This is a genomic window from Thalassospira sp. MBR-102 (assembly GCF_040549275.1).
In the GTDB taxonomy this organism is placed as follows: Bacteria; Pseudomonadota; Alphaproteobacteria; order Rhodospirillales; family Thalassospiraceae; genus Thalassospira; species Thalassospira xiamenensis.
The window spans coordinates 49,695-74,333 of sequence record NZ_JBEPTC010000008.1; the positions used below are offsets into that span (position 1 = coordinate 49,695).

At 56.0% G+C, this 24,639-nt stretch carries 24 protein-coding genes; 21 read left to right on the forward strand and 3 right to left on the reverse strand.

All coding sequences use genetic code 11. From position 1 onward, the window contains the following. Positions 1-175: 175 nt before the first annotated feature. The 3 genes from ABIE64_RS14260 to ABIE64_RS14270 all read right to left on the reverse strand — a co-directional run bounded on the left by ABIE64_RS14260 (position 176) and on the right by ABIE64_RS14270 (position 2,884). Positions 176-1,369, reverse strand: coding sequence for a phosphoglycerate kinase (locus tag ABIE64_RS14260; RefSeq protein ID WP_354377766.1), 1,194 nt, complete (start codon positions 1,367-1,369; stop codon positions 176-178). 175 nt (positions 1,370-1,544) lie between these two features. Next, positions 1,545-2,390, reverse strand: coding sequence for a diaminopimelate epimerase (dapF, locus tag ABIE64_RS14265; RefSeq protein ID WP_007089110.1), 846 nt, complete (start codon positions 2,388-2,390; stop codon positions 1,545-1,547). Between the two features lie 50 nt (positions 2,391-2,440). Then, positions 2,441-2,884, reverse strand: coding sequence for a hypothetical protein (locus ABIE64_RS14270; RefSeq protein WP_051682292.1), 444 nt, complete (start codon positions 2,882-2,884; stop codon positions 2,441-2,443). Positions 2,885-3,358: 474 nt separating this feature from the next. On the opposite strand from ABIE64_RS14270, the gene ccoN reads away from it, so the two are divergent. The 21 genes from ccoN to ABIE64_RS14375 all read left to right on the forward strand — a co-directional run bounded on the left by ccoN (position 3,359) and on the right by ABIE64_RS14375 (position 24,589). Beyond that, complete coding sequence (gene ccoN / locus ABIE64_RS14275; protein ID WP_037990692.1) at positions 3,359-4,816, forward strand: cytochrome-c oxidase, cbb3-type subunit I; 1,458 nt, start codon at positions 3,359-3,361, stop codon at positions 4,814-4,816. 14 nt (positions 4,817-4,830) lie between these two features. After that, a complete protein-coding gene (ccoO, locus tag ABIE64_RS14280; protein WP_007089113.1) occupies positions 4,831-5,559 on the forward strand; it encodes a cytochrome-c oxidase, cbb3-type subunit II in 729 nt (242 codons plus the stop codon). A gap of 16 nt (positions 5,560-5,575) precedes the next feature. Further along, positions 5,576-5,737, forward strand: coding sequence for a cbb3-type cytochrome c oxidase subunit 3 (locus ABIE64_RS14285; RefSeq protein ID WP_007089114.1), 162 nt, complete (start codon positions 5,576-5,578; stop codon positions 5,735-5,737). A gap of 15 nt (positions 5,738-5,752) precedes the next feature. Next, positions 5,753-6,625, forward strand: a complete 873-nt coding sequence (ccoP, locus tag ABIE64_RS14290; RefSeq protein WP_341363132.1) for a cytochrome-c oxidase, cbb3-type subunit III — start codon at positions 5,753-5,755, stop codon at positions 6,623-6,625. 231 nt (positions 6,626-6,856) lie between these two features. Beyond that, positions 6,857-8,353, forward strand: coding sequence for a cytochrome c oxidase accessory protein CcoG (gene ccoG / locus ABIE64_RS14295; RefSeq protein WP_354377767.1), 1,497 nt, complete (start codon positions 6,857-6,859; stop codon positions 8,351-8,353). Between the two features lie 59 nt (positions 8,354-8,412). Beyond that, the gene (locus tag ABIE64_RS14300) at positions 8,413-8,931 is read left to right on the forward strand and encodes a FixH family protein (RefSeq protein WP_007089117.1); all 519 of its coding nucleotides are present in this window, start codon (positions 8,413-8,415) and stop codon (positions 8,929-8,931) included. A 44-nt stretch (positions 8,932-8,975) separates the two neighbouring features. Further along, the gene (locus ABIE64_RS14305; protein WP_503012853.1) at positions 8,976-11,360 is read left to right on the forward strand and encodes a copper-translocating P-type ATPase; all 2,385 of its coding nucleotides are present in this window, start codon (positions 8,976-8,978) and stop codon (positions 11,358-11,360) included. Continuing rightward, positions 11,357-11,545: a cbb3-type cytochrome oxidase assembly protein CcoS gene (ccoS, locus tag ABIE64_RS14310; protein WP_007089119.1), complete on the forward strand. Its 189-nt coding sequence runs from the start codon at positions 11,357-11,359 to the stop codon at positions 11,543-11,545. The genes ABIE64_RS14305 and ccoS overlap by 4 nt, the downstream gene beginning before the upstream one ends. A gap of 81 nt (positions 11,546-11,626) precedes the next feature. Next, entirely contained in the window at positions 11,627-12,325 is a 699-nt protein-coding gene (locus ABIE64_RS14315) for a cyclic nucleotide-binding domain-containing protein (protein ID WP_354377769.1), read from the forward strand. Positions 12,326-12,537: 212 nt separating this feature from the next. Further along, entirely contained in the window at positions 12,538-13,386 is an 849-nt protein-coding gene (gene panB / locus ABIE64_RS14320) for a 3-methyl-2-oxobutanoate hydroxymethyltransferase (protein ID WP_007089121.1), read from the forward strand. Positions 13,387-13,428: 42 nt separating this feature from the next. Continuing rightward, the gene (gene panC / locus ABIE64_RS14325; protein ID WP_354377770.1) at positions 13,429-14,298 is read left to right on the forward strand and encodes a pantoate--beta-alanine ligase; all 870 of its coding nucleotides are present in this window, start codon (positions 13,429-13,431) and stop codon (positions 14,296-14,298) included. Positions 14,299-14,530: 232 nt separating this feature from the next. Further along, positions 14,531-16,015: a signal recognition particle protein gene (ffh, locus tag ABIE64_RS14330; RefSeq protein WP_037990688.1), complete on the forward strand. Its 1,485-nt coding sequence runs from the start codon at positions 14,531-14,533 to the stop codon at positions 16,013-16,015. Positions 16,016-16,141: 126 nt separating this feature from the next. Beyond that, the gene (gene rpsP / locus ABIE64_RS14335; RefSeq protein ID WP_007089124.1) at positions 16,142-16,546 is read left to right on the forward strand and encodes a 30S ribosomal protein S16; all 405 of its coding nucleotides are present in this window, start codon (positions 16,142-16,144) and stop codon (positions 16,544-16,546) included. Between the two features lie 45 nt (positions 16,547-16,591). Then, positions 16,592-17,266, forward strand: a complete 675-nt coding sequence (gene rimM / locus ABIE64_RS14340; RefSeq protein WP_062951619.1) for a ribosome maturation factor RimM — start codon at positions 16,592-16,594, stop codon at positions 17,264-17,266. A gap of 3 nt (positions 17,267-17,269) precedes the next feature. Then, entirely contained in the window at positions 17,270-17,986 is a 717-nt protein-coding gene (trmD, locus tag ABIE64_RS14345) for a tRNA (guanosine(37)-N1)-methyltransferase TrmD (RefSeq protein WP_007089126.1), read from the forward strand. 3 nt (positions 17,987-17,989) lie between these two features. Next, on the forward strand, positions 17,990-18,394 hold the full coding sequence (gene rplS, locus ABIE64_RS14350) for a 50S ribosomal protein L19 (protein WP_007089127.1): 405 nt from the start codon (positions 17,990-17,992) through the stop codon (positions 18,392-18,394). A 580-nt stretch (positions 18,395-18,974) separates the two neighbouring features. Next, positions 18,975-20,381 carry a 3-isopropylmalate dehydratase large subunit gene (leuC, locus tag ABIE64_RS14355; protein WP_007089128.1) on the forward strand — a complete coding sequence of 469 codons (1,407 nt, stop codon included), beginning with the start codon at positions 18,975-18,977 and terminating at the stop codon, positions 20,379-20,381. Between the two features lie 11 nt (positions 20,382-20,392). Further along, positions 20,393-20,581 (forward strand): hypothetical protein, encoded by a 189-nt coding sequence (locus ABIE64_RS14360; protein WP_007089129.1) that lies wholly within the window; start codon positions 20,393-20,395, stop codon positions 20,579-20,581. A 5-nt stretch (positions 20,582-20,586) separates the two neighbouring features. Further along, entirely contained in the window at positions 20,587-21,198 is a 612-nt protein-coding gene (leuD, locus tag ABIE64_RS14365) for a 3-isopropylmalate dehydratase small subunit (protein WP_007089130.1), read from the forward strand. 89 nt (positions 21,199-21,287) lie between these two features. Next, complete coding sequence (gene leuB, locus ABIE64_RS14370; RefSeq protein ID WP_007089131.1) at positions 21,288-22,391, forward strand: 3-isopropylmalate dehydrogenase; 1,104 nt, start codon at positions 21,288-21,290, stop codon at positions 22,389-22,391. 158 nt (positions 22,392-22,549) lie between these two features. Continuing rightward, positions 22,550-24,589: an aq_1923 C-terminal domain gene (locus ABIE64_RS14375; protein WP_354377771.1), complete on the forward strand. Its 2,040-nt coding sequence runs from the start codon at positions 22,550-22,552 to the stop codon at positions 24,587-24,589. Positions 24,590-24,639: the final 50 nt, after the last annotated feature.

The following is a 24,639-nucleotide window of genomic DNA, read 5'->3' on the forward strand; positions in this document are numbered from 1 at the left end:
TTGATCAAAATCGTCATGCCGGGCGAAGCGGAGTGCAGACCCGGAATCCATGGCCCATTGAAAGAGACGGGATTCCCGCCGTCGTGGTTTATTTCGGATGATTGGGAATGCTTTGTCAGCAGCAAGACCCCGCCGATTGGCGGGGTCTTGCATTTAACAATCAGCAGTTTGCGGATCAGCCACGCAGGGCTGCAACGCCCGGCAATTCCTTGCCTTCAAGCCATTCAAGGAAGGCACCGCCCGCGGTTGAGACATAGGAGAAATCCTGATCGGCATCGGCGTGACGCAGGGCCGCAACCGTATCGCCACCACCCGCGACCGACAGAAGTTTACCAGCCTTGGTCAGTTTTGCCGCCTGCCGGGCGACGGAAACGGTTGCCGTGTCGAACGGTGCAATTTCAAACGCACCCAGCGGACCGTTCCAGACCAGCGTTTCACAGGACTCAAGGCGTTTGTTCAGATCGGCAATGGTTTTCGGCCCGGCATCAAGGATCATGCCATCGGCATCGACATCGTTGATGTCGGAAACCGTGTGATCGGCATGTGCCTTGAATTCCCTGGCGACCAGACCATCGACCGGCAGGACGATTTCGCAATTGGCGGCTTCGGCCTTGGCAAAAATTTCGCGCGCCGTTGCCAGAAGGTCGTGTTCGCACAGCGACTTGCCAACATTTACACCCTTGGCCGCAAGGAAGGTATTGGCCATGCCGCCACCGATCACCAGCTGGTCAACCTTGGCAACCAGATTGCCAAGCAAATCGAGCTTGGTTGAAATCTTGGCACCGCCGACGATAGCCATCACCGGATGTTTCGGCGCTTCAAGCGCATTGCCAAGAGCTTCAAGTTCGGCCTGCATCAGACGACCAGCATAGGCCGGAAGTTTATGGGCCAGCCCCTCGGTCGAGGCATGGGCACGGTGCGCGCACGAAAAGGCATCATTGACGTAAATGTCGCCAAGCTTTGCCAGTTCGGCGACAAAGGCCGGATCGTTCTTTTCCTCTGCGGCGTGGTAACGAAGGTTTTCCAGAACCGCGATTTCACCGTCCTTAAGGCTGTTCACGACGTCTGCGGCGGCCGCACCAATGCAATCATCGGCGAATTTCACCGGACGCCCAAGCTGCTTGGCCAGCGCATCGGCAACCGGTTTAAGCGACATTTCGGCAATGCGTTCGCCCTTGGGGCGGCCAAAATGGGTGATCACGACAAGTTTCGCACCGGCATCCGCCAGTTCGATCAACCCCGGAACCGTCCGTTCGATGCGGGTGGTATCACCCACAACGCCGTCTTTCATTGGAACGTTAAGATCAGCGCGCAGCAAAACGCGCTTGCCAGCGACATTGACACCGTCAAGCGTATTGAAGTCAGCCATTATCTGAACCTGCTTTTGAGTTTCACAGAAGACGGGAGGGGGCGTCCCGACATGGGTTGAACGAAGAACCCGTTTGCGCCCTTTTGCCCGACGAACAGGCATTGTGCAACCGGGGAAACCATTCAGAACGATACCGACCCATCAGGCTACCTGCGGGTCGGCACCAGAAATTCAATCAATGCTGTCCCAGAAGGGATCCGTGCAAAAAGCCCGAGAAACTGGTCGCGACCGGCCCGGTCATCAGAACATGATCGTCGGGCAGCCATTCGATGGTCAGCGGACCACCATCCAGAATGATTTCGGTTTTCCGCCCGGTCAAACCGCGGCGCGCAGCGGCAACACCGGCCGCACAGGCACCCGTACCACAGGCGCGCGTCACCCCCACACCACGTTCCCAGACCCGCATGCGAATCCGGTCTTCGCCAATGATGCTGCAAACCTCAATATTGGCGCGTTCGGGGAACATTTCATGATGTTCAAGGACAGGGCCAAGCTTTTCGATATCAATCGACTCGGCATCGTCAACAAAGAACACCGCATGCGGATTGCCGACATTGACCCCGACCGCATCCGACAAACCGCCCAAGGACAGCGGAATATGGTTGGTATCAACTGCCTGACCCAGCGGGATATCGCGCCAGTCCAGCTTGACCTGCCCCATATCGACGGTGACACGACCATCGGCCAGACCATTGGCATCAAGCAATCCGACGACGGTCTGGATAATGACATCCTTGCGGCCAAGTTCGCCCATGACGATGCTCGCCACACAGCGCGTGGCATTGCCACAGGCCTGGACCTCGCCCCCGTCATTGTTGCGAATGCGCATGAAGGCATCGGCAAGGTCGTCGCGGGCGGGTTCGATCACGATCAGCTGATCACAACCGACTCCGGTTTTGCGGTCGGCGATGCGGGCCGCAGTTGCGTTATCAAGATCAAGCACGGCGGGATCGCGTCGTCCGTCAAAGACAACGAAATCATTTCCCAGACCATGCATTTTGACAAAAGGAATACCGTTCATAACCGCCTTATAACGGTGTCAGCGGATATCGTCCACCAAAGTCAGCGCCGTCAATGCTGGGCAGCCGGGGCACAGTAACGGATTTTGCGCGGCACAAAGCCGGCCCCGCTGAAATAGTCGCGCAGGCGTTCTTCCATTTCACCGACCGAAACATGAACCGCCGCGCAATGATGATCCAGAACCAGCCGGTTCATCGCGTCGCGCATCGCATCCAGCACATAAGGTCGTGAAACAATCTCGACGGCCATGATGTTGTCGACATGCAGGACAAGTCCCTCGGACATGTCGTCACGCACCTGATAGGAAAACAGACCGTGGATATACCCCCGCTCATTGGCGATCACGATGATGCCACGCGGGCGTTGCCACAGGATATCGTCGCATCCGGCCCCGATCATGCTATTGGCGCGATCAGTGCAGAATTCGGCAACAAATTCACGCCAGCGCTCAAACGTAAGACCGGTCTGCATCATCTGCACGAGCGGAAAAGTCATATCCGCCGTGTGATGTGTTAGGGGTCTTGCCTGATAGGTTGTTGACATGATTGTTACTCTTCCCACGATTTTCAGCAATCATGGCGCAAAGATTTCGTGTTGACCTTGACCTGTATCAACACCTTTACAGACCCAAACGCGCATAAACACGCTTAGCAATCAATTGTCCCGCAATGCGGGCGAGCTTTGTCTTGAGATTGAGGGGTTCTGCGGTTTTCCGAGCCAATATTGACGTGGATCAATGGCGCGTAAGGCTTCAACCCGCATAATCACCTGACAATCGAAAGCCTCGTCCGTTTTGCATGTGATGCTGCCAAAAGCGCATCACGGCAGCGGTGGGGCTTTTGGTGCAGGTGGCAAGGGAATGACATGTGTCGCACCCGGTCACCGCCGGGACTGATGGAGTTGACCGATCGGATTGGGGACAACTCACCCGAACACCTTGAACGGGAGTCAAGCATGAGCCAGGGGAGCATGGCACAGACAGCATCAACGCCAGTTGCTGTTAATTATAATATGGACGTTGTGCGCTGGGGCGCACTGGCGACCGTATTTTGGGGCGTCGTCGGATTTCTGGCGGGCGATTTCATCGCCTGGCAGCTCGCATTTCCGGCGCTTAATTTCGATAATGAATTTCTGAATTTCGGTCGCCTGCGGCCGTTGCATACTTCGGCGGTGATTTTTGCCTTTGGCGGTAACGCCCTTCTGGCAACGTCGTTCTATGTCGTGCAACGGACCTGCCGCACGCCGCTTTATGGCGGCAAGGCGCTTCCGGCATTCGTTTTCTGGGGCTATCAGCTGTTCATCGTCATGGCCGCACTCGGCTATGTGATGGGGGTTACCCAGGGTCGCGAATATGCCGAACCGGAATGGTTTGTTGATATCTGGATCACCGTGGTGTGGGTTGCGTATCTGGCGATGTTCGTCGGAACCCTGCTGAAACGTCATGAGCCGCATATCTATGTTGCGAACTGGTTCTATCTGGCCTTTATCGTGACGATCGCAATGCTGCATCTGGGCAACAACCTGGCGATTCCGGTTTCCTTCATGGGGACCAAATCCTACTCGCTGTTCTCGGGTGTGCAGGATGCGCTGACGCAGTGGTGGTATGGCCATAACGCGGTGGGCTTCTTCCTGACGGCCGGCTTCCTTGGGATGATGTACTATTTCATTCCGAAACGTGCCGAACGTCCGGTTTATTCCTATCGCCTGTCGATCATTCACTTCTGGGCGCTGATCTTCCTTTATATCTGGGCTGGTCCGCACCACCTGCACTACACGGCCCTTCCTGACTGGGCGCAGACCCTTGGCATGACTTTCTCGATCATGTTGTGGATGCCGTCCTGGGGCGGGATGATCAACGGCCTGATGACGCTTTCGGGTGCCTGGGACAAACTGCGTACCGACCCTGTCCTGCGCTTCATGGTTGCTGCCGTCGGTTTCTATGGCATGTCGACCTTCGAAGGCCCGGTCATGTCGATCAAGGCCGTCAACGGCCTGTCGCATTATACCGACTGGACCATCGGACATGTTCATTCCGGCGCGCTTGGCTGGGTGGCTTTCGTTTCCTTCGGTGCGATCTATCACCTGATCCCGGTCCTGTGGCATCGTGAACGCCTCTATTCGATGCGTCTGGTTGCCTATCACTTCTGGCTGGGTACCATCGGTATCGTTCTTTACATCACGTCGATGTGGGTTTCGGGGATCATGCAGGGCCTGATGTGGCGTGCCTACGACGATCTTGGCTTCCTGCAGTATTCCTTCATCGAAACCGTTGAAGCAATGCACCCCTACTACATCATTCGTGCAACCGGTGGCCTGCTCTTCCTGCTCGGATCGCTGATCATGGTCTGGAACGTCTACAAGACGATCAAGGGTGATCTGCGTCGCGAAGCACCGATCGGCACACCTGCTACCGTAGCAGCCGAATAAGGGGGATGTGAAAAATGCTTCTGAAAAAACACCACATTGTTGAGAAGAACGTCTTTGTTCTCATCCTCGGGATTTTCCTGACCATCATCATCGGTGGTATTGTCGAAATCGTGCCGTTGTTCACGATGGAACAGACCATCGAGAAGGTCGAAGGGGTCCGTCCCTATTCACCGCTCGAACAGGCGGGTCGCAACATCTATCTCCGCGAAGGGTGCTATAACTGCCATTCCCAGCAGATTCGTCCGTTCCGTGACGAGGTCGAACGATATGGCCATTACAGCCTTGCCGCGGAATCGATGTATGACCATCCGTTCCAGTGGGGATCGAAACGTACCGGACCGGACCTTGCCCGCGTTGGAGCCAAATATTCCAACGACTGGCATGTTGCCCACCTGAAAGATCCGCGCTCTGTCGTGCCGGAATCGATCATGCCGGGCTATCCGTTCCTGGCGGAACGCGAATTGAAGTTCGATGACGCCCAGGCCCATCTTGAAACGCTTAAAATGGTTGGTGTTCCTTATACCGACGAGCAGATCGAGAATGCCAAGGCCGACCTGTATCTGCAGGCGATGGCGGACGAGGATTACGATGAACTCCTTGCACGTTATCCGAATGCGGCAACCGGTGACTTTGACGGAAACCCCGCGAAACTGACCGAAATGGATGCGCTGGTCGCGTATCTGCAGGTCCTGGGTCGCATGGTCGATTTCACCACCTACAACCCGCAACTGAACCTGCGCTAAGGCGAAGGGGAACGTCATGGAATTCTTTACGCAACTCGCTGACTTTTTCCGACCCTTGTGGGGTCTGTGGCTGATGCTGCTTTTCGGGGCGATCATTGCCTGGGTCATGTGGCCCAGCAAAAAGCGCCGGAAAGACATGGAAGAGCATGCCCGGATTCCGTTTCGGGATGAGGAATAGGGGGAGAACCGAGCTATGTCGACACATGTCGAAAAAGACCAGGTTTCGGGTCACGAAACCACCGGTCATGAATGGGATGGCATCAAAGAGCTGAATACACCGCTGCCGTCCTGGTGGGTCTATGTTTTCTGGGCCACAATCGTCTGGTCGGTCGGCTATTGGGTGGTTTATCCGTCCTGGCCGACGGCAACGAGCTACCTTACCGGTATGTTCGAAACCACCAACCGGACCCAACTGCATGAAACCATGGCCAATGTTGCCGCCGAACGCGCACCGTATATGGAGCGTCTGGCAGCACTGGATCTGGATGAAATCGTTAATGACAGCGAATTGCTGAACTTCTCGATGGCAGGTGGCAAGGCCGTGTTCGCAGAAAACTGCGCACCGTGTCATGGCACCGGCGGTTCGGGCAACCCGGGCTTCCCATCCCTTCAGGACGATGACTGGCTGTGGGGTGGTTCGCTTGAAACCATCAATGAAACGCTGCATGTCGGTGTCCGCTGGGATGCCAATGACGATACGCGTTTCAATGCAATGCCTGCCTTTGGTCGTGACGAGATACTGGAACGCGAAGGCATCAATGATGTTGTTCAGTATGTCCTGTCCTTTACCGGACGCGAAACCGACAAGGCCGCAGCAACCCGCGGCATGGAAGTCTTCGCCGATAACTGCGCATCCTGCCATGGCGAAGACGCCAAGGGTGTTCAGGAATTGGGGGCACCGAACCTGACGGATGCGATCTGGCTGTATGGTGGCGATGCCGCAACCATTACCGAAACCGTGACCAATTCTCGTGGTGGCGTCATGCCTGCATGGGGTGGTCGTCTTGACGAAGAAACCATCAAGATGCTGACGGTTTATGTCCACTCGCTTGGTGGCGGTCAGTAACCTTTAAAATCTTCTGCCCGCCGCACCTTTATACACTGTGATCTGATCAAAAATTGATTTGTGTCATGGTGGGGTGCGGCGGGTTTTTCGTATGTTGGCACTGCAATTTGAATAATCCTAATCCGACATGGCATGCCGCATGCCATGTTGTGCACCATGCAGATAACTGGTGGCCCCAAAGCCACAAGAGAGCAGTTATCGGCGATGCGGCCCAACAGTCAGGTAGCGACAATGGCCATGCCCCATTTGCAACAGCCCGATCCCGCACATCCGATCCCGCAAAACGATACACTGCCGGAAGATGACCGCGACCAGCCACTTTATAAAACCCGCGACAAGGTCTATCCGAAACGGGTCTCGGGTCGTTTCCGTAACCTGAAATGGTTTGCACTGGTCGCTCTGCTTGCCATTTACTGGATTGTTCCCTGGCTGCGCTGGGACCGCGGACCTTCGGCACCGGATCAGGCCGTGCTGATCGACATGGATCTTGGCCGCGCCTATTTCTTCTTTATCGAGATCTGGCCGCAGGAAGTCTATTATATCACCGGCCTTCTGATCCTTGCCGCGATCGGTCTGTTTCTGGCAACGTCGCTGTTTGGCCGTATCTGGTGCGGTTATGGCTGTCCGCAAACGGTGTGGACCGATCTTTTCATGCTGGTCGAACGTCATATCCAGGGGGATCGCAATGCGCGCATGCGTCTGGACAAATCGCCCTGGACATTCGAAAAAGTCTGGAAAATCGGCGCGACCCATCTTTCATGGCTGGTGATTGCCGCGGCAACCGGCGGTGCGTTTGTGCTTTATTTCCACGATGCGCCGACGGTCATGGTCGATATCTTTACCGGTGATGCGTCACTGGGTGTTTATGTCACCATCGCGTTCCTGACTTTTTCGACCTATCTGCTGGCCGGGTGGGCGCGCGAACAGGTTTGCACCTATATGTGCCCGTGGCCGCGTTTCCAGTCGGCGATGCTTGATGACGAGTCGATGATCGTCACCTATGAAGGCTGGCGCGGCGAACCGCGTGGTCCGATCAAGCGCAAGAACCTTGTCCGCGGCGAAGTGCCGGAAGTCGGCCACTGCATTGATTGCTATGCCTGCTTTAACGTCTGTCCGACGGGGATCGATATCCGTGACGGATTGCAGATGGAATGTATCGGCTGTGGCCTGTGTATCGATGCGTGTAACGAAATGATGGACAAGGTCGGCTTCCCGCGGGATCTGGTCCGGTTTGATTCGGTGCAAAACAGCCAGTTGCGTGCGCATGGCAAGGCGACCAAAATCCGCATTGTCCGGCCGCGTACCATTTTCTATTCGATCATCGTGATGCTGGTCGCAGGCGTGATGGCCTTTGGCCTGTTCAATCGCACGACACTTGAAGTCAACGTTTTGCGGGATCGCAACCCGATATTCGTCCGACTGTCCGATGGTGATGTCCGGAATGGCTACACCTTAAAGGTCCTGAACAAGGAACAGGCTGCCAAAACCTATGTCCTTGCAATCGAAGGGCTTGTTGCCACCGATTTTCAGGTTATCGGTCTGACACCTAACCAGGATGGCACATTCAGCCTGGATGTTGCCCCGGACCGCGTTGGCAGTTTCCGTGTCTTTGTTGCGGCCGATCCAGAAGCACTGGACGGCGAAGCCACACCGTTCGAGTTCAGCGTGACCGATCCAAAGGACAATATTCGCGAAACTTATGATACCGTGTTTGCCGGTCCGAAATAACCGACACCCGCCTGACGATCCGGCCACCGACCCTATTGCGCCGGACAGGAGATAGAAAGATGACGACCCAGACCACAACCTCACCATCCTCTGTTGCGGGTCCGCGCAAATCGGATCGCCTGATCCCGTGGTACTTTGTTGGCGGTTTCGCGATCATGCTGATCGCCAACATTTCGCTGATCACGTTTTCAATGACAAGCTGGAACGGGCTTGTCACCAAACACGCCTTCGAAGAAGGCAACAATTATAACGCCGCAATGTCGGGCGCGCAGCGTCAGGCCGAATTGGGATGGCGCAGCAAACTGTCGGTCGAGGGGCTGATCAATCAGTCTGCGACGGTTACTGTCCTGTTCCGGGATCGCGATTCCCAACCGATCAGCGGTGCCAAAATGGAAATCGTTTTGCGGCGTTCGGACCGTGACGATCTTGACCAGACCGTGCGAATGGCGGAAATCGCGCCCGGGGAATATCGGGCAAGTGCCGCGTTCCCGGTTTATGGCCGTTGGGAAATCCGGACCATTGCGCACGCCCTTGGTGATGATTATCAGACTGTCGAGACCGTTGTCGTAAAACCATGACCCCCCAAACCACCTGCCGCCATTGTGGAGATCCGGTGACCTCGATGTCACCGGTCGGGCCTGATTTTTGCTGTCGGGGATGTGCAGGTGCGTTTGAACTTCTGGGCGATCTGGGTCTTAAATCCTATTACAGCCGCCGAAGCATCGATCCCAAAGCCCGGCCATTGCGCCCTGATAGCGATGAAATCGCTGCGGTTAATTTCACCGATCTTGTCAGCACCGACGACGAAGGCGTTCATCATCTTAACCTGATGGTGGATGGCATACATTGTGCGGCCTGTGTCTGGCTGATCGAAACCCTGCTGCAAAAAAATCCGTCTGTCCTGCATGCGCGCGTCAATATGACCACCCGTCGGTTACGGCTGACATGGAACGGTGACATTGCCGATGTGGATGAACTGGTTAAACCGGTTCTGCAGATGGGATACCGGCTGATCCCGTTCGATCCCGCAGCGCTAGAACAGGCAACACAGGCCCGCAACAGCGAATTGCTGCGCTGTCTGGCGGTTGCCGGATTTGCCGCGGGCAACGTCATGCTGCTGTCGGTTTCTGTCTGGGCCGGATATTTTCAGGGAATGGGCGGGGCAACCCGCGATCTTTTCCATTGGATATCGGCCCTGATTGCCCTTCCGGCAGCCATCTATGCCGGAATGCCGTTTTACCGGTCCGCATGGGGTGCGATCCGCAATCGCCGGGTCAATATGGATGTGCCGATCAGCCTGGGGGTCATTCTTGCCCTTGGCATGAGCCTGGCCGAAACCATGCGCGGCGGCCCCCATGCCTATTTCGATTCTGCCATAACGCTTTTGTTTTTCCTGCTGGTTGGCCGATATCTTGACAGCCGCGCCCGTGGTCAGGCCCGATCAGCCGCCGAACATCTGCTATCGCTAAATGCGCGCTCGGTCACGGTTCTGGCTGACGATGGCACCCGCCGACTGATCGCACCGGACAAGGCCAAACCGGGCATGATCGTTCTGGTGGCAGCGGGGGAGCGGATCGGCATTGATGGTGAAATCCTTGATGGTCAATCGGATATCGATACCAGCCTGATCACGGGGGAAAGCACCCCGAACACCGCCAAACCAGGCACAACCGTTTTCGCCGGAACAACCAATATATCGGCCCCGTTGCGCATCCGCGTTACTGCGACCGGTCAAACAACGCTTCTGGCTGAAATTGTCCGGTTGATGGAAAACGCCGAACAGGGACGCGCCCGATATGTCGCCCTTGCCGACCGTGTCGCCAAATCCTATGCCCCGGTGGTCCACCTTCTTTCGGGCACGACATTTCTCGGCTGGTGGCTGATTGGCGGGATTGGCTGGCAGGATGCCCTGATGAATGCGATTGCCGTTCTGATCATCACCTGCCCCTGTGCCCTTGCCCTTGCCGTGCCGGTTGTTCAGGTGATTGCGACCGGGCGGCTGTTGCGCGCTGGTATCTTGGTCAAATCAGCCACGGCCCTTGAAAGACTGACCCGTATTCGCGGTGTCATTTTTGATAAGACCGGCACATTGACCACCGGCAAGCCCGAATTGATCTCCAATCCGGACGATGACACTGCGCTTGAACTGGCTGCATCCATCGCGGCCAATAGCACCCACCCACTGTCGCGTGCCCTTGTACGGGCCGCCGGAAATGTAACGCCAATCGCCAATGTTTCGGAACATCCCGGCCAGGGACTCTCAGCAGAATTGCCCGGCGGCACGGTCCGATTGGGCAGCCGTGCATTTTGCGGTATTGCAGAAAATGCCGACCTGTCCAGCCACATTGCAGGCCCCGAAATGTGGTTGCAGGAACCGGGCCGGGCCGCAACCCGTTTTGTTTTCCACGATGCCCCGCGTCATGATGCCGAACAGGTCATCGAAACCCTGTCTTCGCGTGGTTTTGACATATCGCTGCTATCGGGGGACCGGGCCGTGACGGTTGCTCGACTTGCGGAAACACTGGGCATTCGCGATTGGAAGGCGCAGCTTTCACCGGCGGACAAGGCAAACGAAATCGCCCGTCGCGCCGAAAATGGCAAATGTGACCTGATGGTCGGTGACGGCATTAATGATGCGCCGGCCCTTGCCGCAGCCTATGCATCCATGTCACCGGCAAGTGCAGCCGAAATCAGCCAGAATGTCGCCGATATCGTGTTTCAGGGCGACCGCCTTTCGGCCGTGATCGAGGCCATCGACGTTGCCAGGAAATCCGACCGGCTTGTCCGACAGAATTTCACCCTGTCATTTGCCTATAACCTGATCACGATTCCATTGGCGGTATCGGGCATGGTCACACCACTGATTGCCGCCATTGCGATGTCTTCATCCTCTTTGATTGTGATTGCCAACGCATTGCGCCTGCGATCTGGAACAGACAAACAACGGGCTGAAGATCCTTCCGCCCTCCCCGTACATGCCCAAGAGGCAGGAGCGCCGTCAGTATGAGCAACCTATTACTTCTGATACCAATCGCCCTGTTTCTGGGGCTTCTCGGATTGGCAGCATTTCTGTGGTCGCTTAAATCGGGGCAGTTCGATGACATGGAAGGAGCCGCCAATCGCATCCTTTTTGATGACGATGAACAGCAACCGCAGGACAGCCATACGAAAAACAACGGAGACAAACGTTAGTATCGCTTGAACTGATGCAGTCAGATCGCATAGATTAATTCCAATCTGACATCTTAAGTACATGTAGCTCCGGAGTTTGCCATGTCTGTCCGTTCCCAGCTTTGTGAGGCCTGCGGAATCAAGGACCTGACCTTCTGCTCTTCTTTGCAGGGCACGGAGCATGATCGTTTGCGCCAGATGCTGACCCATGTTCAGTTCGATCCGCACAGCACGATTTTCCACGAAGCCGAAGATGCCGATTACGTGTTTAACGTCACGTCGGGTTCGGTAAAACTATACAAACTTCTGGGCGACGGCCGCCGCCAGATCACCGGTTTCCTGTTCCCTGGTGATTTCCTTGGTCTGGCGCTGAACACCACATACAGCTACACCGCCGAGGCAATCGAGCCGGTAACCGCCTGCCGTTTCCCGCGCGAAAAGCTTGAAAAGCTGTTTGACGAATTCCCGCGTCTTGAAAAACGCATGCTGGGCATGGCGGTTGACGAACTTGCCGCCGCACAGGATCAGATGCTGCTGCTGGGTCGCAAGACGGCCAAGGAAAAGGTTGCGTCCTTCCTTTTGATGCTGGCCCGCCGTCAGGAACATCGCGGCGAGGAAAGCGACATGATCCAGGTCCCGATGAGCCGCTCGGACATCGCCGATTACCTTGGCCTGACCATCGAAACGGTTTCACGCACCCTGACGCAGCTGCGCAAGGAAGCAACGATCACGCTTAAGGATAATCGCCATATCGAAGCCGTCGGCATTGATATGCTTGAAGATCTTGCCGAAGGTTTGTGATTGCGTTGTGCAATTGCACAACAAATCCCGAAATGGACGGAATATCCTGCGGCAACAATAGGGAACCCTTCCTGTTAAAGGCTATTCGACCAAAAGCCTGTTTCGCGATTGCGAAAAAACAGTTCCCGCAAATGGTCATCATATTGTAAACATGACGGCACGCCTGACACAGATCGGGCAGCCAGATCCGGTAACACCGGGGGAGAAACGTCATGAGTGCCACCACCAGAAAACAGGGCCGCATCACGGTTCCTGCCATTCGCGCCCGCAAGGGTGCAGAACCGATTGTCTGCCTGACGGCCTATACCACGCCGATGGCGCAACGCCTTGACCCGCATTGCGATCTTCTGCTGGTCGGGGATTCACTGGGCATGGTTGTGTACGGCATGGAAAGCACCCTTGCCGTCACCGTCGACATGATGATCAACCACGGCAAGGCCGTCATGCGCGGCAGTTCCAACGCCTGCGTGATCGTCGATCTGCCGTTTGGCAGTTATCAGGAATCCAAAGAACAGGCTTTTCGCACGGCATCGCGCATTCTTGCCGAAACCGGATGCGCGGGGGTGAAACTCGAAGGTGGCGCCGAACTGGCTGACACCGTCGAATTCCTCAGCCAGCGGGGCATTCCCGTCATGGCCCATATCGGCCTGATGCCCCAGCAGGTCAACACCATGGGCGGCTTCAAAAGCCAGGGTCGCGGCGAAGAAGCTGCTGCCAAGGTGATTGCCGATGCCAAGGCCGTCGCCAAAGCCGGTGCATTTTCAGTGGTTGTCGAAGGCACGGTCGAGGCCGTTGCACGGCTTATCACCACGGAAATCGACATTCCGACGATTGGCATCGGTGCATCTGTTGCCTGCGACGGGCAGGTGCTGGTGACCGAGGATATCCTTGGCCTGTTTTCCGATTTCACCCCGAAATTCGTCAAACGCTATGCCGATCTGGGCGATCAGGTCTCCAAAGCGGTTGAAAGCTATGCCACCGAAGTCCGGAACCGTCAGTTCCCGACCGACGATCATTGCTTTGGCGTGACCAAACCCGGCAAATTGCGCGCCGTAAAATAACGGTGCCACCTTTTTGCCCAACAGACGATCGACAAGACGAACATGACGCTTAAAACCGTTCACAGCGTTGCAGAACTGCGCGCGGTTGTTGCCGGGTGGCGCGCAGAAGGATTGCGCGTGGCACTGGTCCCGACGATGGGTGCTCTTCATGCCGGTCATATCAGCCTGACCGATCATGTCCGCAATCACGCCGACCGCGTCATTGTCAGCATTTTCGTCAATCCGACGCAGTTTGGCCCGAACGAGGATTTCGGTGCCTATCCCCGTACATTGCCAGACGATCAGAAAATGCTCGATGCCGCCGGGGTGGAGCTGTGCTTTGCCCCCTCGGTCGAAGAAATGTATCCCGAAGGCTTTGCCACCCGTGTCAGCGTCGATGGATCATTTACCAACGTCCTGTGCGGTGCTTCCCGCCCCGGCCATTTCGACGGCGTTGCCCAGATCGTCACCAAACTTCTGCTGCAAGCCCTGCCCGATTGCGCGATATTCGGCCAGAAAGACTATCAGCAGCTGATGGTCATCCGCCGTTTCACCACCGACCTGAACATCCCGGTCGAAATTATCGGCGCACCGATCCTGCGCGAAGATGACGGGCTGGCGATGTCATCGCGCAACCGCTATCTGACACCGGAAGAACGCGCGATTGCCCCGACACTTGACCGGGTTTTGGGCGAAATCACCAAAGCCGCGGCAACAGGAGCGGAAATCGCCCCGCTTCTGTCCAAGGGACGCGAAGATATTCTGAACGCCGGTTTCAAATCGATTGATTACCTTGAAATCCGCGACGCAGACACGCTTGAACGGGTCGAAGATCGGGTGCGCAAACGTAGCCGCGTCTTTGTCGCCGCCCATCTTGGCAAAGCCCGCCTGATCGACAATCACGCCATCGACCCGATCAACATCACGGGTTAAACAGCAGCTTGGTCCCGATGAATCGCGGATTGCGATGCGATTGGCATCAAAAGCGCAGAACATCGCGCTTTTGCGCCTGATTGCGCTTGACTCTATCCCCCCTATCGCATAAACCCTGCGCAACAAAGGTCGCCCAAGGGGTGACTCCCCCAGTCCTCGAGTTGTCGAGCACTGGGTTTTAGTTTTTTGTGCGCACACGGTAGAAACACCGGAAACACAGACGGGATTTGGAATGTTTGAAGGACTAAGCGATCGCCTTGGCGGGGTTCTTGATAAGCTGCGCAGACGTGGCGCGCTGAAAGAATCCGACGTCAAGGAAGCCATGCGCGAAGTACGCGTCGCCCTGCTTGAGGCTGACGTGGCGCTGCCGGTCGTCAAATCATTCATCACCAATGCAACCGAGCGTGCGGTTGGTCAGGACGTTCTGCGTTCGGTCACACCGGGTCAGATGGTCGTCAAGATCGTTCATGACGAACTGAAAAACATGCTGGGTGAAGGCGAGGATATCAACCTTGCGGCCACCCCGCCGGTTCCGATCCTGATGGTCGGTTTGCAGGGTTCAGGTAAAACCACGAGCTCGGCCAAGATCGCGCTGCATCTGACCAAAAAGCGCAACAAGAAAGTCCTGCTGGCGTCGCTTGATATCTATCGCCCGGCCGCCCAGCAGCAGTTGAAAATTCTGGCCGACAATAACGGCCTGAACGTTCTGCCGATCATTATGGGCGAAAAGCCGGTATCGATCGCAAAACGCGCAATGGATATGGGCCGCAAGGAAGGCTATGACGCCGTCATCCTCGATACCGCAGGGCGCCTGCATATCGATATGGAACTGATGAGCGAAGTCGCCCAGGTCCGTGACGCGGTCAACCCGGCCGAGACCCTTCTGGTCACCGATGCGATGACCGGTCAGGACTCGGTCAATGTGGCCAAGGAATTCGCCGACAAGGTCGGCATCACCGGTATCGTTCTGACCCGTATCGACGGTGATGCACGTGGTGGTGCGGCCCTGTCGATGCGCCAGATCACCGGTTGCCCGATCAAGATGCTCGGTACCGGTGAGAAAATCGACGAGATGGAAGCCTTCCATCCGGATCGTATCGCCAACCGCATCCTCGGGATGGGCGATGTCGTCAGTCTTGTCGAAAAGGCTGCCGAAACGATCAAGCAGGAAGACGCCGAGAAAATGGCGAAGAAGCTCGCAAAGGGTCAGTTTGACCTGAACGATCTTCTTTCCCAGCTCAAGCAGCTTCAGAAAATGGGTGATCTTTCCGGCATCATGGGGATGCTGCCGGGCATGGGCGCGCTGAAAAAACAGATGTCGCAGACCAAGCTTGATCCCAAACTTCTGACCCATCAGGAGGCGATCATCCTGTCGATGACGCCCAAGGAACGAGAAAACCCGGCCCTGATCAAGGCATCGCGCAAAAAGCGTATTGCCGCAGGTTGCGGTCTTTCGGTTCAGGATGTGAACAAGCTGCTCAAACAGTATCAGACCATGTCCACCATGATCAAAAAGATGGGCAAGATGGGCAAAAAGGGACTGTTTGGCGGCATGCCGAAAATGGATCCCTCGATGCTCGAAGGCGGCGACATGCCCGATATGAGCAAGTTGCCAAAAGGATTTCCCGGTGCCGGGGGCGGATTACCGCCCGGGTTCCCGGGATTGGGCGGCGGTGGTTTGCCGCCGGGATTTCCGGGGTTCGGTAAAAAGAAATAGCCAAGCCCCCGGTTCTCAAGATTTTTCGAAAGAACCAAACACCCCGGTTCCCTGAACCGGAATAAATTGATCCTCCGGGATCGTAACTTGAAGACTACAAACCCAAGCTGAAAGGAACTTATCCGAATGGCTGTCAAGATTCGTCTTTCCCGTGGCGGTGCCAAAAAGCGTCCGTACTACCGTATCGTAGTTGCAGATGCCCGTGCCCCGCGTGACGGCAGCTTCATCGAGAAAGTCGGTACCTATGATCCGATGCTCCCGAAGGATGCTGACAACCGCGTGACCTTCAAAGAAGAGCGCATCAAATATTGGCTGGGCGTTGGCGCACAGCCGACCGATCGTGTTGCACGTTTCCTGGGCAAAGCTGGCCTGGCTGACGCGTTCAAACCGACCGAACAGCCCCAGAAGTCGGCTCCGAAAGCGAAAGCCCAGGAACGTCTTCGTGAGAAAGCTGAAAAAGCCGAAGCCGCTGCTGCTGCAGCTGCCGAAGCTGCTGCGGCTCCTGCTGAAGAAGCTGCCAGCGAAGAATAAGCTTTTCGCACGCTTTGATCAGATACCGGAAATTTGTGAACCGAAATGGCTGATACCCGCAAATCCAAAACCGACGATGCATTTGTCTGCGTCGGCATGATCACCGCCCCGCACGGGGTGCGTGGTGCCGTGCGCGTCAAAAGCTATACCGTCGATCCGGATAACCTTGTCGGTTACGGCCCGTTGTTCGACGCCAAGGGACAGGCGAAATTCAAACTGTCTCCTGTCGGACATGTTCGCGACCAGCTGATCGCCAAGATCGATGGTGTGAACGACCGGGACGCCGCCGAACGGCTGCGGGGAACCAAGCTTTACGTACCGCGGACGGCCCTGCCGGAAACGGAAGACGAAGACGAATTCTATCTTGCCGATCTTGTCGGCCTGAAAGCCCATCATGTTGATGGTTCGCTGTTCGGGACCGTACGGGGTGTGGCTGATTTTGGCGCGGGCGATGTGATCGAAATCGCGCTGGAAGAAGTCCGTGGCAAAGTCGTCGTCCTGCCGTTTACCAAGGAAGTCGTGCCCGATGTGGTGCTTTCGGAACGCAAGCTGGTGGTAAATCCGCCCGAGGGGCTTTTGCAGGAAGAAGAAGGACCGGGAAATCGTACCCGCCGTCCGGGCAGCTCCCGCAAGGACTCTCAGGCCGACCGCGATTCTGATGCCGTCACTGCCGATGCAGTAGGCGCAGAAAATGCGACCGGCAGCGGAAAGGAGGCCTGATCGATGTCTGTGTGGCAGGCCAAGGTTGCAACCCTGTTCCCGGAAATGTTCCCGGGCGCGCTCGGTCAGTCTCTGGCCGGACGGGCACTGGAAAACGGGATCTGGTCGCTGGATGTCAAAGACATCCGTGATCATGCAACCGACCGTCACCGCACTGTTGACGACAATCCTTTCGGGGGTGGGGCCGGTATGGTCATGCGCCCGGATATTGTCGACGCCACCCTGCGTGAATTGCGTGCGGAAGCTCCGCAATTGCCGCTGATTTATCTCAGCCCGCGCGGGAAAATGCTGAACCAGAAACGTTGCCGCGAACTGGCAGCGGGACCGGGTGCCATCCTGTTGTGTGGTCGCTACGAAGGTATCGACCAGCGCGTACTTGATGAACATCAGGTCGAGGAAATCAGCATTGGCGACTACATCCTCATGGGCGGCGAACTGCCGGCCATGGTCCTGATTGAATCGTGCATTCGCCTTATCGAAGGTGTGGTCAACAAGACCGAATCCGTCGACGAGGAAAGCTTTGAAACCGGGTTGCTTGAATATCCGCATTACACGCGCCCGGCCAATTGGAACGGGCGTGACGTGCCGGAGATCTTGCTTTCCGGACATCATGCCAAGGTACAAGCCTGGCGGCATGCTCAGGCAGAAGAAATTACCCGTGCTCGGCGTCCTGACCTTTGGGATCAGTATGTCGCACGCGGGCACATCAAAGAGGGTTAAACCATGACCAACGCAATCATCCAGCAGATCGAAAAAGATCAGCTCGATAAAATCGCTGCAAAACGCGAAGTTCCGGAATTCGACGCAGGCGACACCGTCCGTGTTCACCTGAAAGTCGTTGAAGGTACCCGCGAACGTATCCAGCAGTTCGAAGGCGTCTGCATCGCCAAGAAAAACCGCGGCCTGAACTCGTCCTTCACCCTGCGTAAAATCGCATCGGGCGAAGGTGTCGAGCGTATCTTCCAGAACTACTCCCCGGCGATCGACAAAATCGAAGTCGTCCGTCGCGGTGACGTTCGTCGCGCAAAACTTTACTACCTGCGTGGCCGTACCGGTAAATCGGCGCGTATCGCCGAACAGACCACCGGTCACAAAGGCAAACTGACGGCTGCAGAACGCAAGAAATAATCTGCGTTCCGCATTGTCGGAATGATTGGCGGGCTCACCTTCGGGTGGGCCCGTTTCTTTTGGGCTGTTTCTATTGCCTGTGGTTTCGGGCGACAAACAACCGACAAATACACCTTATGCGTGCATCATATCGAATCGCCGGTTTTCATGCCTGATCGATGTAACGCGCAGAAACCTTGCGAATAACATATAACTTTATTTTATATCAGCTATCCCTGCTTTGGCTGCCTCACCCCGGAATCTGGTAGTTTTGGCTACCACAAGATGCTCAATTTTCCCCGAATCTACTTTGAGATGCAGTAGCGTAAAAAAACACGCGCCGGGTTGCTTGCGATTTGGAAGCTTGAGTGTATAAAGGCACTCCCGCGGCAAAAACGATCAAGTCCGTGCGGTTCTGGATAATAAAATTTCGCATATCGGGACAAACCCGGATGCCCGGAGGAACAGGCGACGCCGTGCGCCACATGACATCGCAATCCCAGGATTGCCGTCGTAAAAAACATCCCCGGTTTAATGTCCTTTGCCGGCACTACTGTCTGGTCGTCGCTGCATAAAAGATCGATTTTAAGAGGAGGTCGAGATGGGTGCGCCTAAAACCCTTTTTGACAAGATTTGGGAAAGTCACGTGGTCGATACGCAGGATGATGGTACCTGCCTGATTTATATTGACCGCCATCTCGTTCATGAAGTGACCAGCCCGCAGGCTTTCGAAGGCCTTCGCAATGCCGGCCGCAAAGTGCGCCACCCGGAACTGACCCTTGCCGTTCCGGATCATAACGTTCCGACCACGGACCGTTCCGAAGGCATCAAGGAAGAAGACAGCCGTATCCAGGTCAACACCCTTGACCAGAACGCCAAGGATACCGGTATCCATTACTTCCCGATGAATGACCTGCGTCAGGGCATCGTCCACATTGTCGGCCCGGAAGAAGGTTTCACCCTGCCGGGTGTCACCATGGTCTGCGGCGATTCGCACACCTCGACCCACGGTGCATTCGGCACCCTGGCATTCGGCATCGGCACGTCCGAAGTCGAACATGTTCTGGCTACCCAGACGCTGGTTCAGAAACCGGCAAAAAACATGCTGGTCAAGGTCGAAGGCGATCTGCATCCGGGCGTTACCGCCAAGGACATCACCCTTGCCATCATCGGACGCATCGGCACGGCTGGTGGCACCGGTTATGTGATCGAATATGCCGGTTCGGCCATTCGTTCGCTGTCGATGGAAGGCCGCATGACCGTCTGCAACATGTCGATCGAAGGCGGCGCACGCGCAGGCCTGATCGCACCGGACGAAAAAACCTTTGAATATATCAAGGGCCGCCCGATGGCACCCAAAGGGGCCGCATTCGAACAGGCCGTCGAATACTGGAAGACCCTTCCGTCTGACGAAGGCGCGCATTACGACAAGATCGTCGAAATCGATGCTGCCGACATCATCCCGCAGGTCACCTGGGGCACCAGCCCGGAAGACGTCGTACCGGTTAACGGCAAAGTCCCGGCACCGTCCGACGCCAAGGATCCCGGCAAACAGAAAGCCATCGCCCGTTCGCTCGAATATATGGGCCTGACGGCTGGCACCAATATCGAAGACATCAGGATTGATCGCGTCTTTATCGGTTCCTGCACCAATGGTCGTATCGAAGACCTGCGCGCCGCGGCGGTTATCGCCAAGGGTCGCAAGGTTGCCGATCACGTCAGTGCCATGGTCGTTCCGGGTTCCGGTCTGGTCAAGGAACAGGCCGAGGCCGAAGGCCTGCACGAGATTTTCCTCGAAGCCGGTTTTGAATGGCGTGAACCGGGCTGCTCGATGTGCCTGGCGATGAACCCGGACCGACTGGAGCCGGGCGAGCGTTGCGCATCGACCTCCAACCGTAACTTCGAAGGCCGTCAGGGCCGTGGTGGCCGTACCCACCTGCTCAGCCCGGCGATGGCCGTGGCCGCAGCAGTCACCGGTCATCTGACTGACGTCCGCAAACTCGGTTAAGGCAGAAACCCATGGCAGAACGAGCATTCATCAGTTTCCGTGACGGCGCAGCGCGCTGCGGCCGGGCACCGATCCTTGAACAGCTGCTCCCGCAGCTGACCGGGATCAACCTGCCCGAATTCGTTGCGAAGGATATCGACGCAACCGAGGAACTGATCGAGGCCCTCGGTCTTGCCTGGGAAACTGGAAGCAAGGGATAAGATTAATGGATAAGTTCACGACCCTCACCGGTGTGGCAGCACCGCTGCCGATGATCAATGTCGATACCGACATGATCATCCCGAAACAGTTCCTTAAAACCATCAAACGTTCGGGCCTTGGCAAGAACCTGTTTGATGAAATGCGCTATGACGACAAGGGCAACGAAATCCCGGATTTCGTTCTGAACAAACCGGCCTATCGCAATGCCAAGATCATCGTATCAGGTGACAACTTCGGCTGTGGTTCATCGCGCGAACATGCGCCGTGGTCGCTGCTTGATTTCGGCATTCGCTGCATCATCGCGCCAAGCTTTGCCGACATTTTCTATAACAACTGCTTCAAGAACGGCATTCTGCCGATCCGTCTGCCGCAGGAAGATGTCGACAAGCTGATGGATGATGCCGAACGCGGTGAAAACGCCACCATCACCATTGATCTTGAAAAACAGGAAATCCATGGTCCGGATGGCGGTTGCATCACGTTTGATGTCGAACCGTTCCGCAAACATTGCCTGTTGAACGGCCTCGATGACATTGGCCTGACCCTGCAAAAGGGCGACGCAATCAACGATTTCGAAGCCAAGCGCGCTGCGTCGCAGCCCTGGCTGTCGCTGTAATTCAAAGTGGCGGCAGTCCAGATCGGTCTGCCGCCCTTTTTGTCGATACGGGGTGAACGACCCCGATAATATCTGGGAAGGATTGTTTGATGAGCACCACCAAAAAAGTTCTGATGCTGCCCGGCGACGGCATTGGCCCCGAAGTCATGCGCCAGGTTCAGCGCGTCATGGACTGGATGGCCAAAAAGCGTAACGTCAATTTCGAAATCACCGAAGGTCTGATCGGCGGCGCATCAATTGATGCGCATAACAACCCGCTGACCGACGAAACGCTTGCCGATGCCATGGCGGCCGATGCGGTTCTGCTTGGTGCTGTCGGTGGCCCGAAATGGGACAACCTTCCCTTCGATATCAAACCGGAACGCGGGTTGCTTAAAATCCGCAAGGAAATGGGCCTGTTTGCCAACCTCCGTCCGGCCCTTGTGTTTGATGCGCTTGTCGGTGCCTCGACCCTGAAAGAAGACATCGTCAAGGGCCTGGATATCATGATCCTGCGCGAATTGACCGGCGGCATCTATTTCGGTCAGCCGCGCGGCATCGAAGAACGCGACGGTGTGCGTTTTGGCTTCAACACGCTGGTTTATTCCGAGCCGGAAGTTGAACGTATTGCCCGTGTCGCCTTTGACATGGCCATGAAACGCAACAAACGCCTGTGTTCGGTCGATAAGGCCAACGTTCTGGAATCGACCGTCCTGTGGCGCGAAGTTGTTGAACGCGTTGCCAAGGACTTCCCGGAAGTCGAGGTCAGCCACATGTATGTCGATAACGCATCCATGCAGCTGGTCCGTAACCCGAAACAGTTCGACGTGATGGTCACCACCAACATGTTTGGCGACATCCTTTCCGATTGTGCCGCCATGCTGACCGGATCGCTTGGCATGCTGCCGTCCGCATCGCTCGGTGCTGCCGATGCAAGCGGTGCCCGCAAGGCGCTTTACGAGCCGGTGCACGGCTCCGCCCCGGACATCGCCGGTCAGGACATCGCAAACCCGCTGGCAACCATCCTGTCCTTCGCCATGATGCTGCGTTATTCGTTCGACATGGGCGATGATGCAACCATGATCGAAACCGCCGTTCAGAACGTTCTGAAAGGCGGGCTTCGCACCGCTGATATCATGCAGCCGGGCATGGCAAAGGTTTCGACCACCGTCATGGGCGAATCCCTGATCAACGAACTTGACAAGATCGCCTGATCTTTCCGATCACGCTTCAAAAAAACAAAGGCCGGGTCAATGATCCGGCCTTTGCCATAAGCACGTTTTCTTGACTTGTTGCGCGACAACAAAGATGTTGCCCAGGCAACTACTGTCTGCATCCAATACGTGCAGAAACATAATAAAAGCTGGATAACATGAGCAAAAAAACAGTTCTTCTTGTCGGTGGCCTTGCCGTTCTGGCGGCCGCGGGTGCTGGTCTTCACTACAAGGCACCGGCCTATCTCGAAAACCGGTTCCGCACGATCCTCAGCAGCCCGGACTCAGACCTTCGCGGTGAATTTTCCGATTTCGAAATGTCGCTTCTGGGCCGCACATTGGCCGCCAGGAACGTCAAACTGATCGATCCTAACGGAGTGACCTACACCATCGGATCAATGCATCTCAATCAGGTCAACTGGCTGACCCTGATCGGGGCAAACCCGTTTGGCAACGGCATTGCCGGTCAGGCCGATCTCGAAGAACTGGCAATTGCCCATGATGCCTATGGCATCACCACCCCAAAGGCGGAACTTGGCGATCTTGCGATGGATCTGGCTTCGCGCAATTTCGACATCACCACCGGTCGTGCTGATCTGCAAAACCTGACCATTTCGGATGGCGACATCCGCCGCATCAATATTGATCACCTGCTGGCGGAAAATGCCGGTTCGGCCAATATCGATGCCCTGAACATTACCGGTTGGAAAATGGATGATCAGGAAACAAAAATCACCAGCAGCATCGACAATATGACCTTTGTCGGCTGTGCCGGACCGGCCGATCTGATCGCCAGTTTCGATCCCGACATTGCCCGCGATTTCGCCATCTGTGACGATATTTCGGCCACCACCTTGTCGTTTGCCGATGACGCAGGCCTGGAAATGTCGGTTGATGCAATTGCCCTGTCGGGTCTGGAATCCCGGGTGATCAAATCCGGCACGCTGACCGGTCTGTCGATGCAGCAGCCAGACAATCCTGCCAGGCTTGCCATTGGCGAAATCTCGCTTGCTGATTTCCGCGTCGATCTGACGGGTGACATGATTGATCTTGATACAAGGCTCAGCATGGCGGACGCCAGGAAGATGGTCGAAAACACCTCCTTCCAGACAATCATCGTCAAAAATCCGGTAATTTCCGACGAGGAAGTCGAAATCGCGCTCGATAATGTCACATTGCGCGACATGCGTGATGGCAGGCTTGCCGGGATCGACATCACCGGAAGCCACATCACGCAGAAAACCCCGGACGGTCCCGCCAATTTCGGTCTGGACGGACTTTCCGTCACCGATCTGGATTTAATGGCAATCACCGGCTTTGGCGAAATTTACGACGTTGCCGATGAAATGGTTGGTCAACATATCGACCAGTTCGAAGATTTCACACTGGGTCAGATGAACCTGCCGCTCAGTCAGGCGCTTTACGGTGCGTTTTCCATAAATGGCCTCTCATTCTCGGGCGCGCCGGACGGTGAAAAGGTCGAAATCCGGCTCGACAGCTTCAAAAGCACCCTTGAAAAGCCTTTCACCCCTGAAAACAGCGCACTGACATTTGTCAAAATCAACAACAGCACCCTCGAAGGGCTGCATGCCACCCTTGATGACAGCATTACCGGTGGCAACGATACCGCAATCTACCTTGGTATCAACAGCTTCGATGATCTTGTGCTGGATGTCTCCAACAGCATTATCTGGGATGAGACGGCTGGCGATTTTGTTTACAGCATCGACAAGGTTGCCCTGCGCGATATCGGCCAGATCGGCCTTTCGGTCACGGTCACCGGGATCAACGATGATGTCATGACCCGTCTTCTGAAAACCCGGATCGGCGATGACGCGGCACTCGAACAGGCCCTGACGGTCGACGCGGCCTTCCGCGGTGCACGCCTTGAAATTTCAGGTGAGAAAATGTTGCCTTTTGCTCTGGGCGTTGCCTCCCTGCTTAATGGCAACACCGCCGAAGACATGAAAATGCTGGTCACCATGAACCTGATGCAGGCGCAGGAACAATTTGCCGATGACGCAACGCTTTATGATGCGTTCGGCGAATTGCTGGCATGGGTTGATGATCCGCGCCACCTGCTGATCGAACTGGCACCGCAGGAACCGGTTGCGATGGGCATGGCGGCCGGTGGCCTGATGTTCCCGCAGATGGGGGCGCAAATGCTGGGCCTTCGTATCACCGCCAACGGCCAATGACAGCCGCAGAATAAAAATAACGGGCCGGATCGTAATGATCCGGCCCGTTA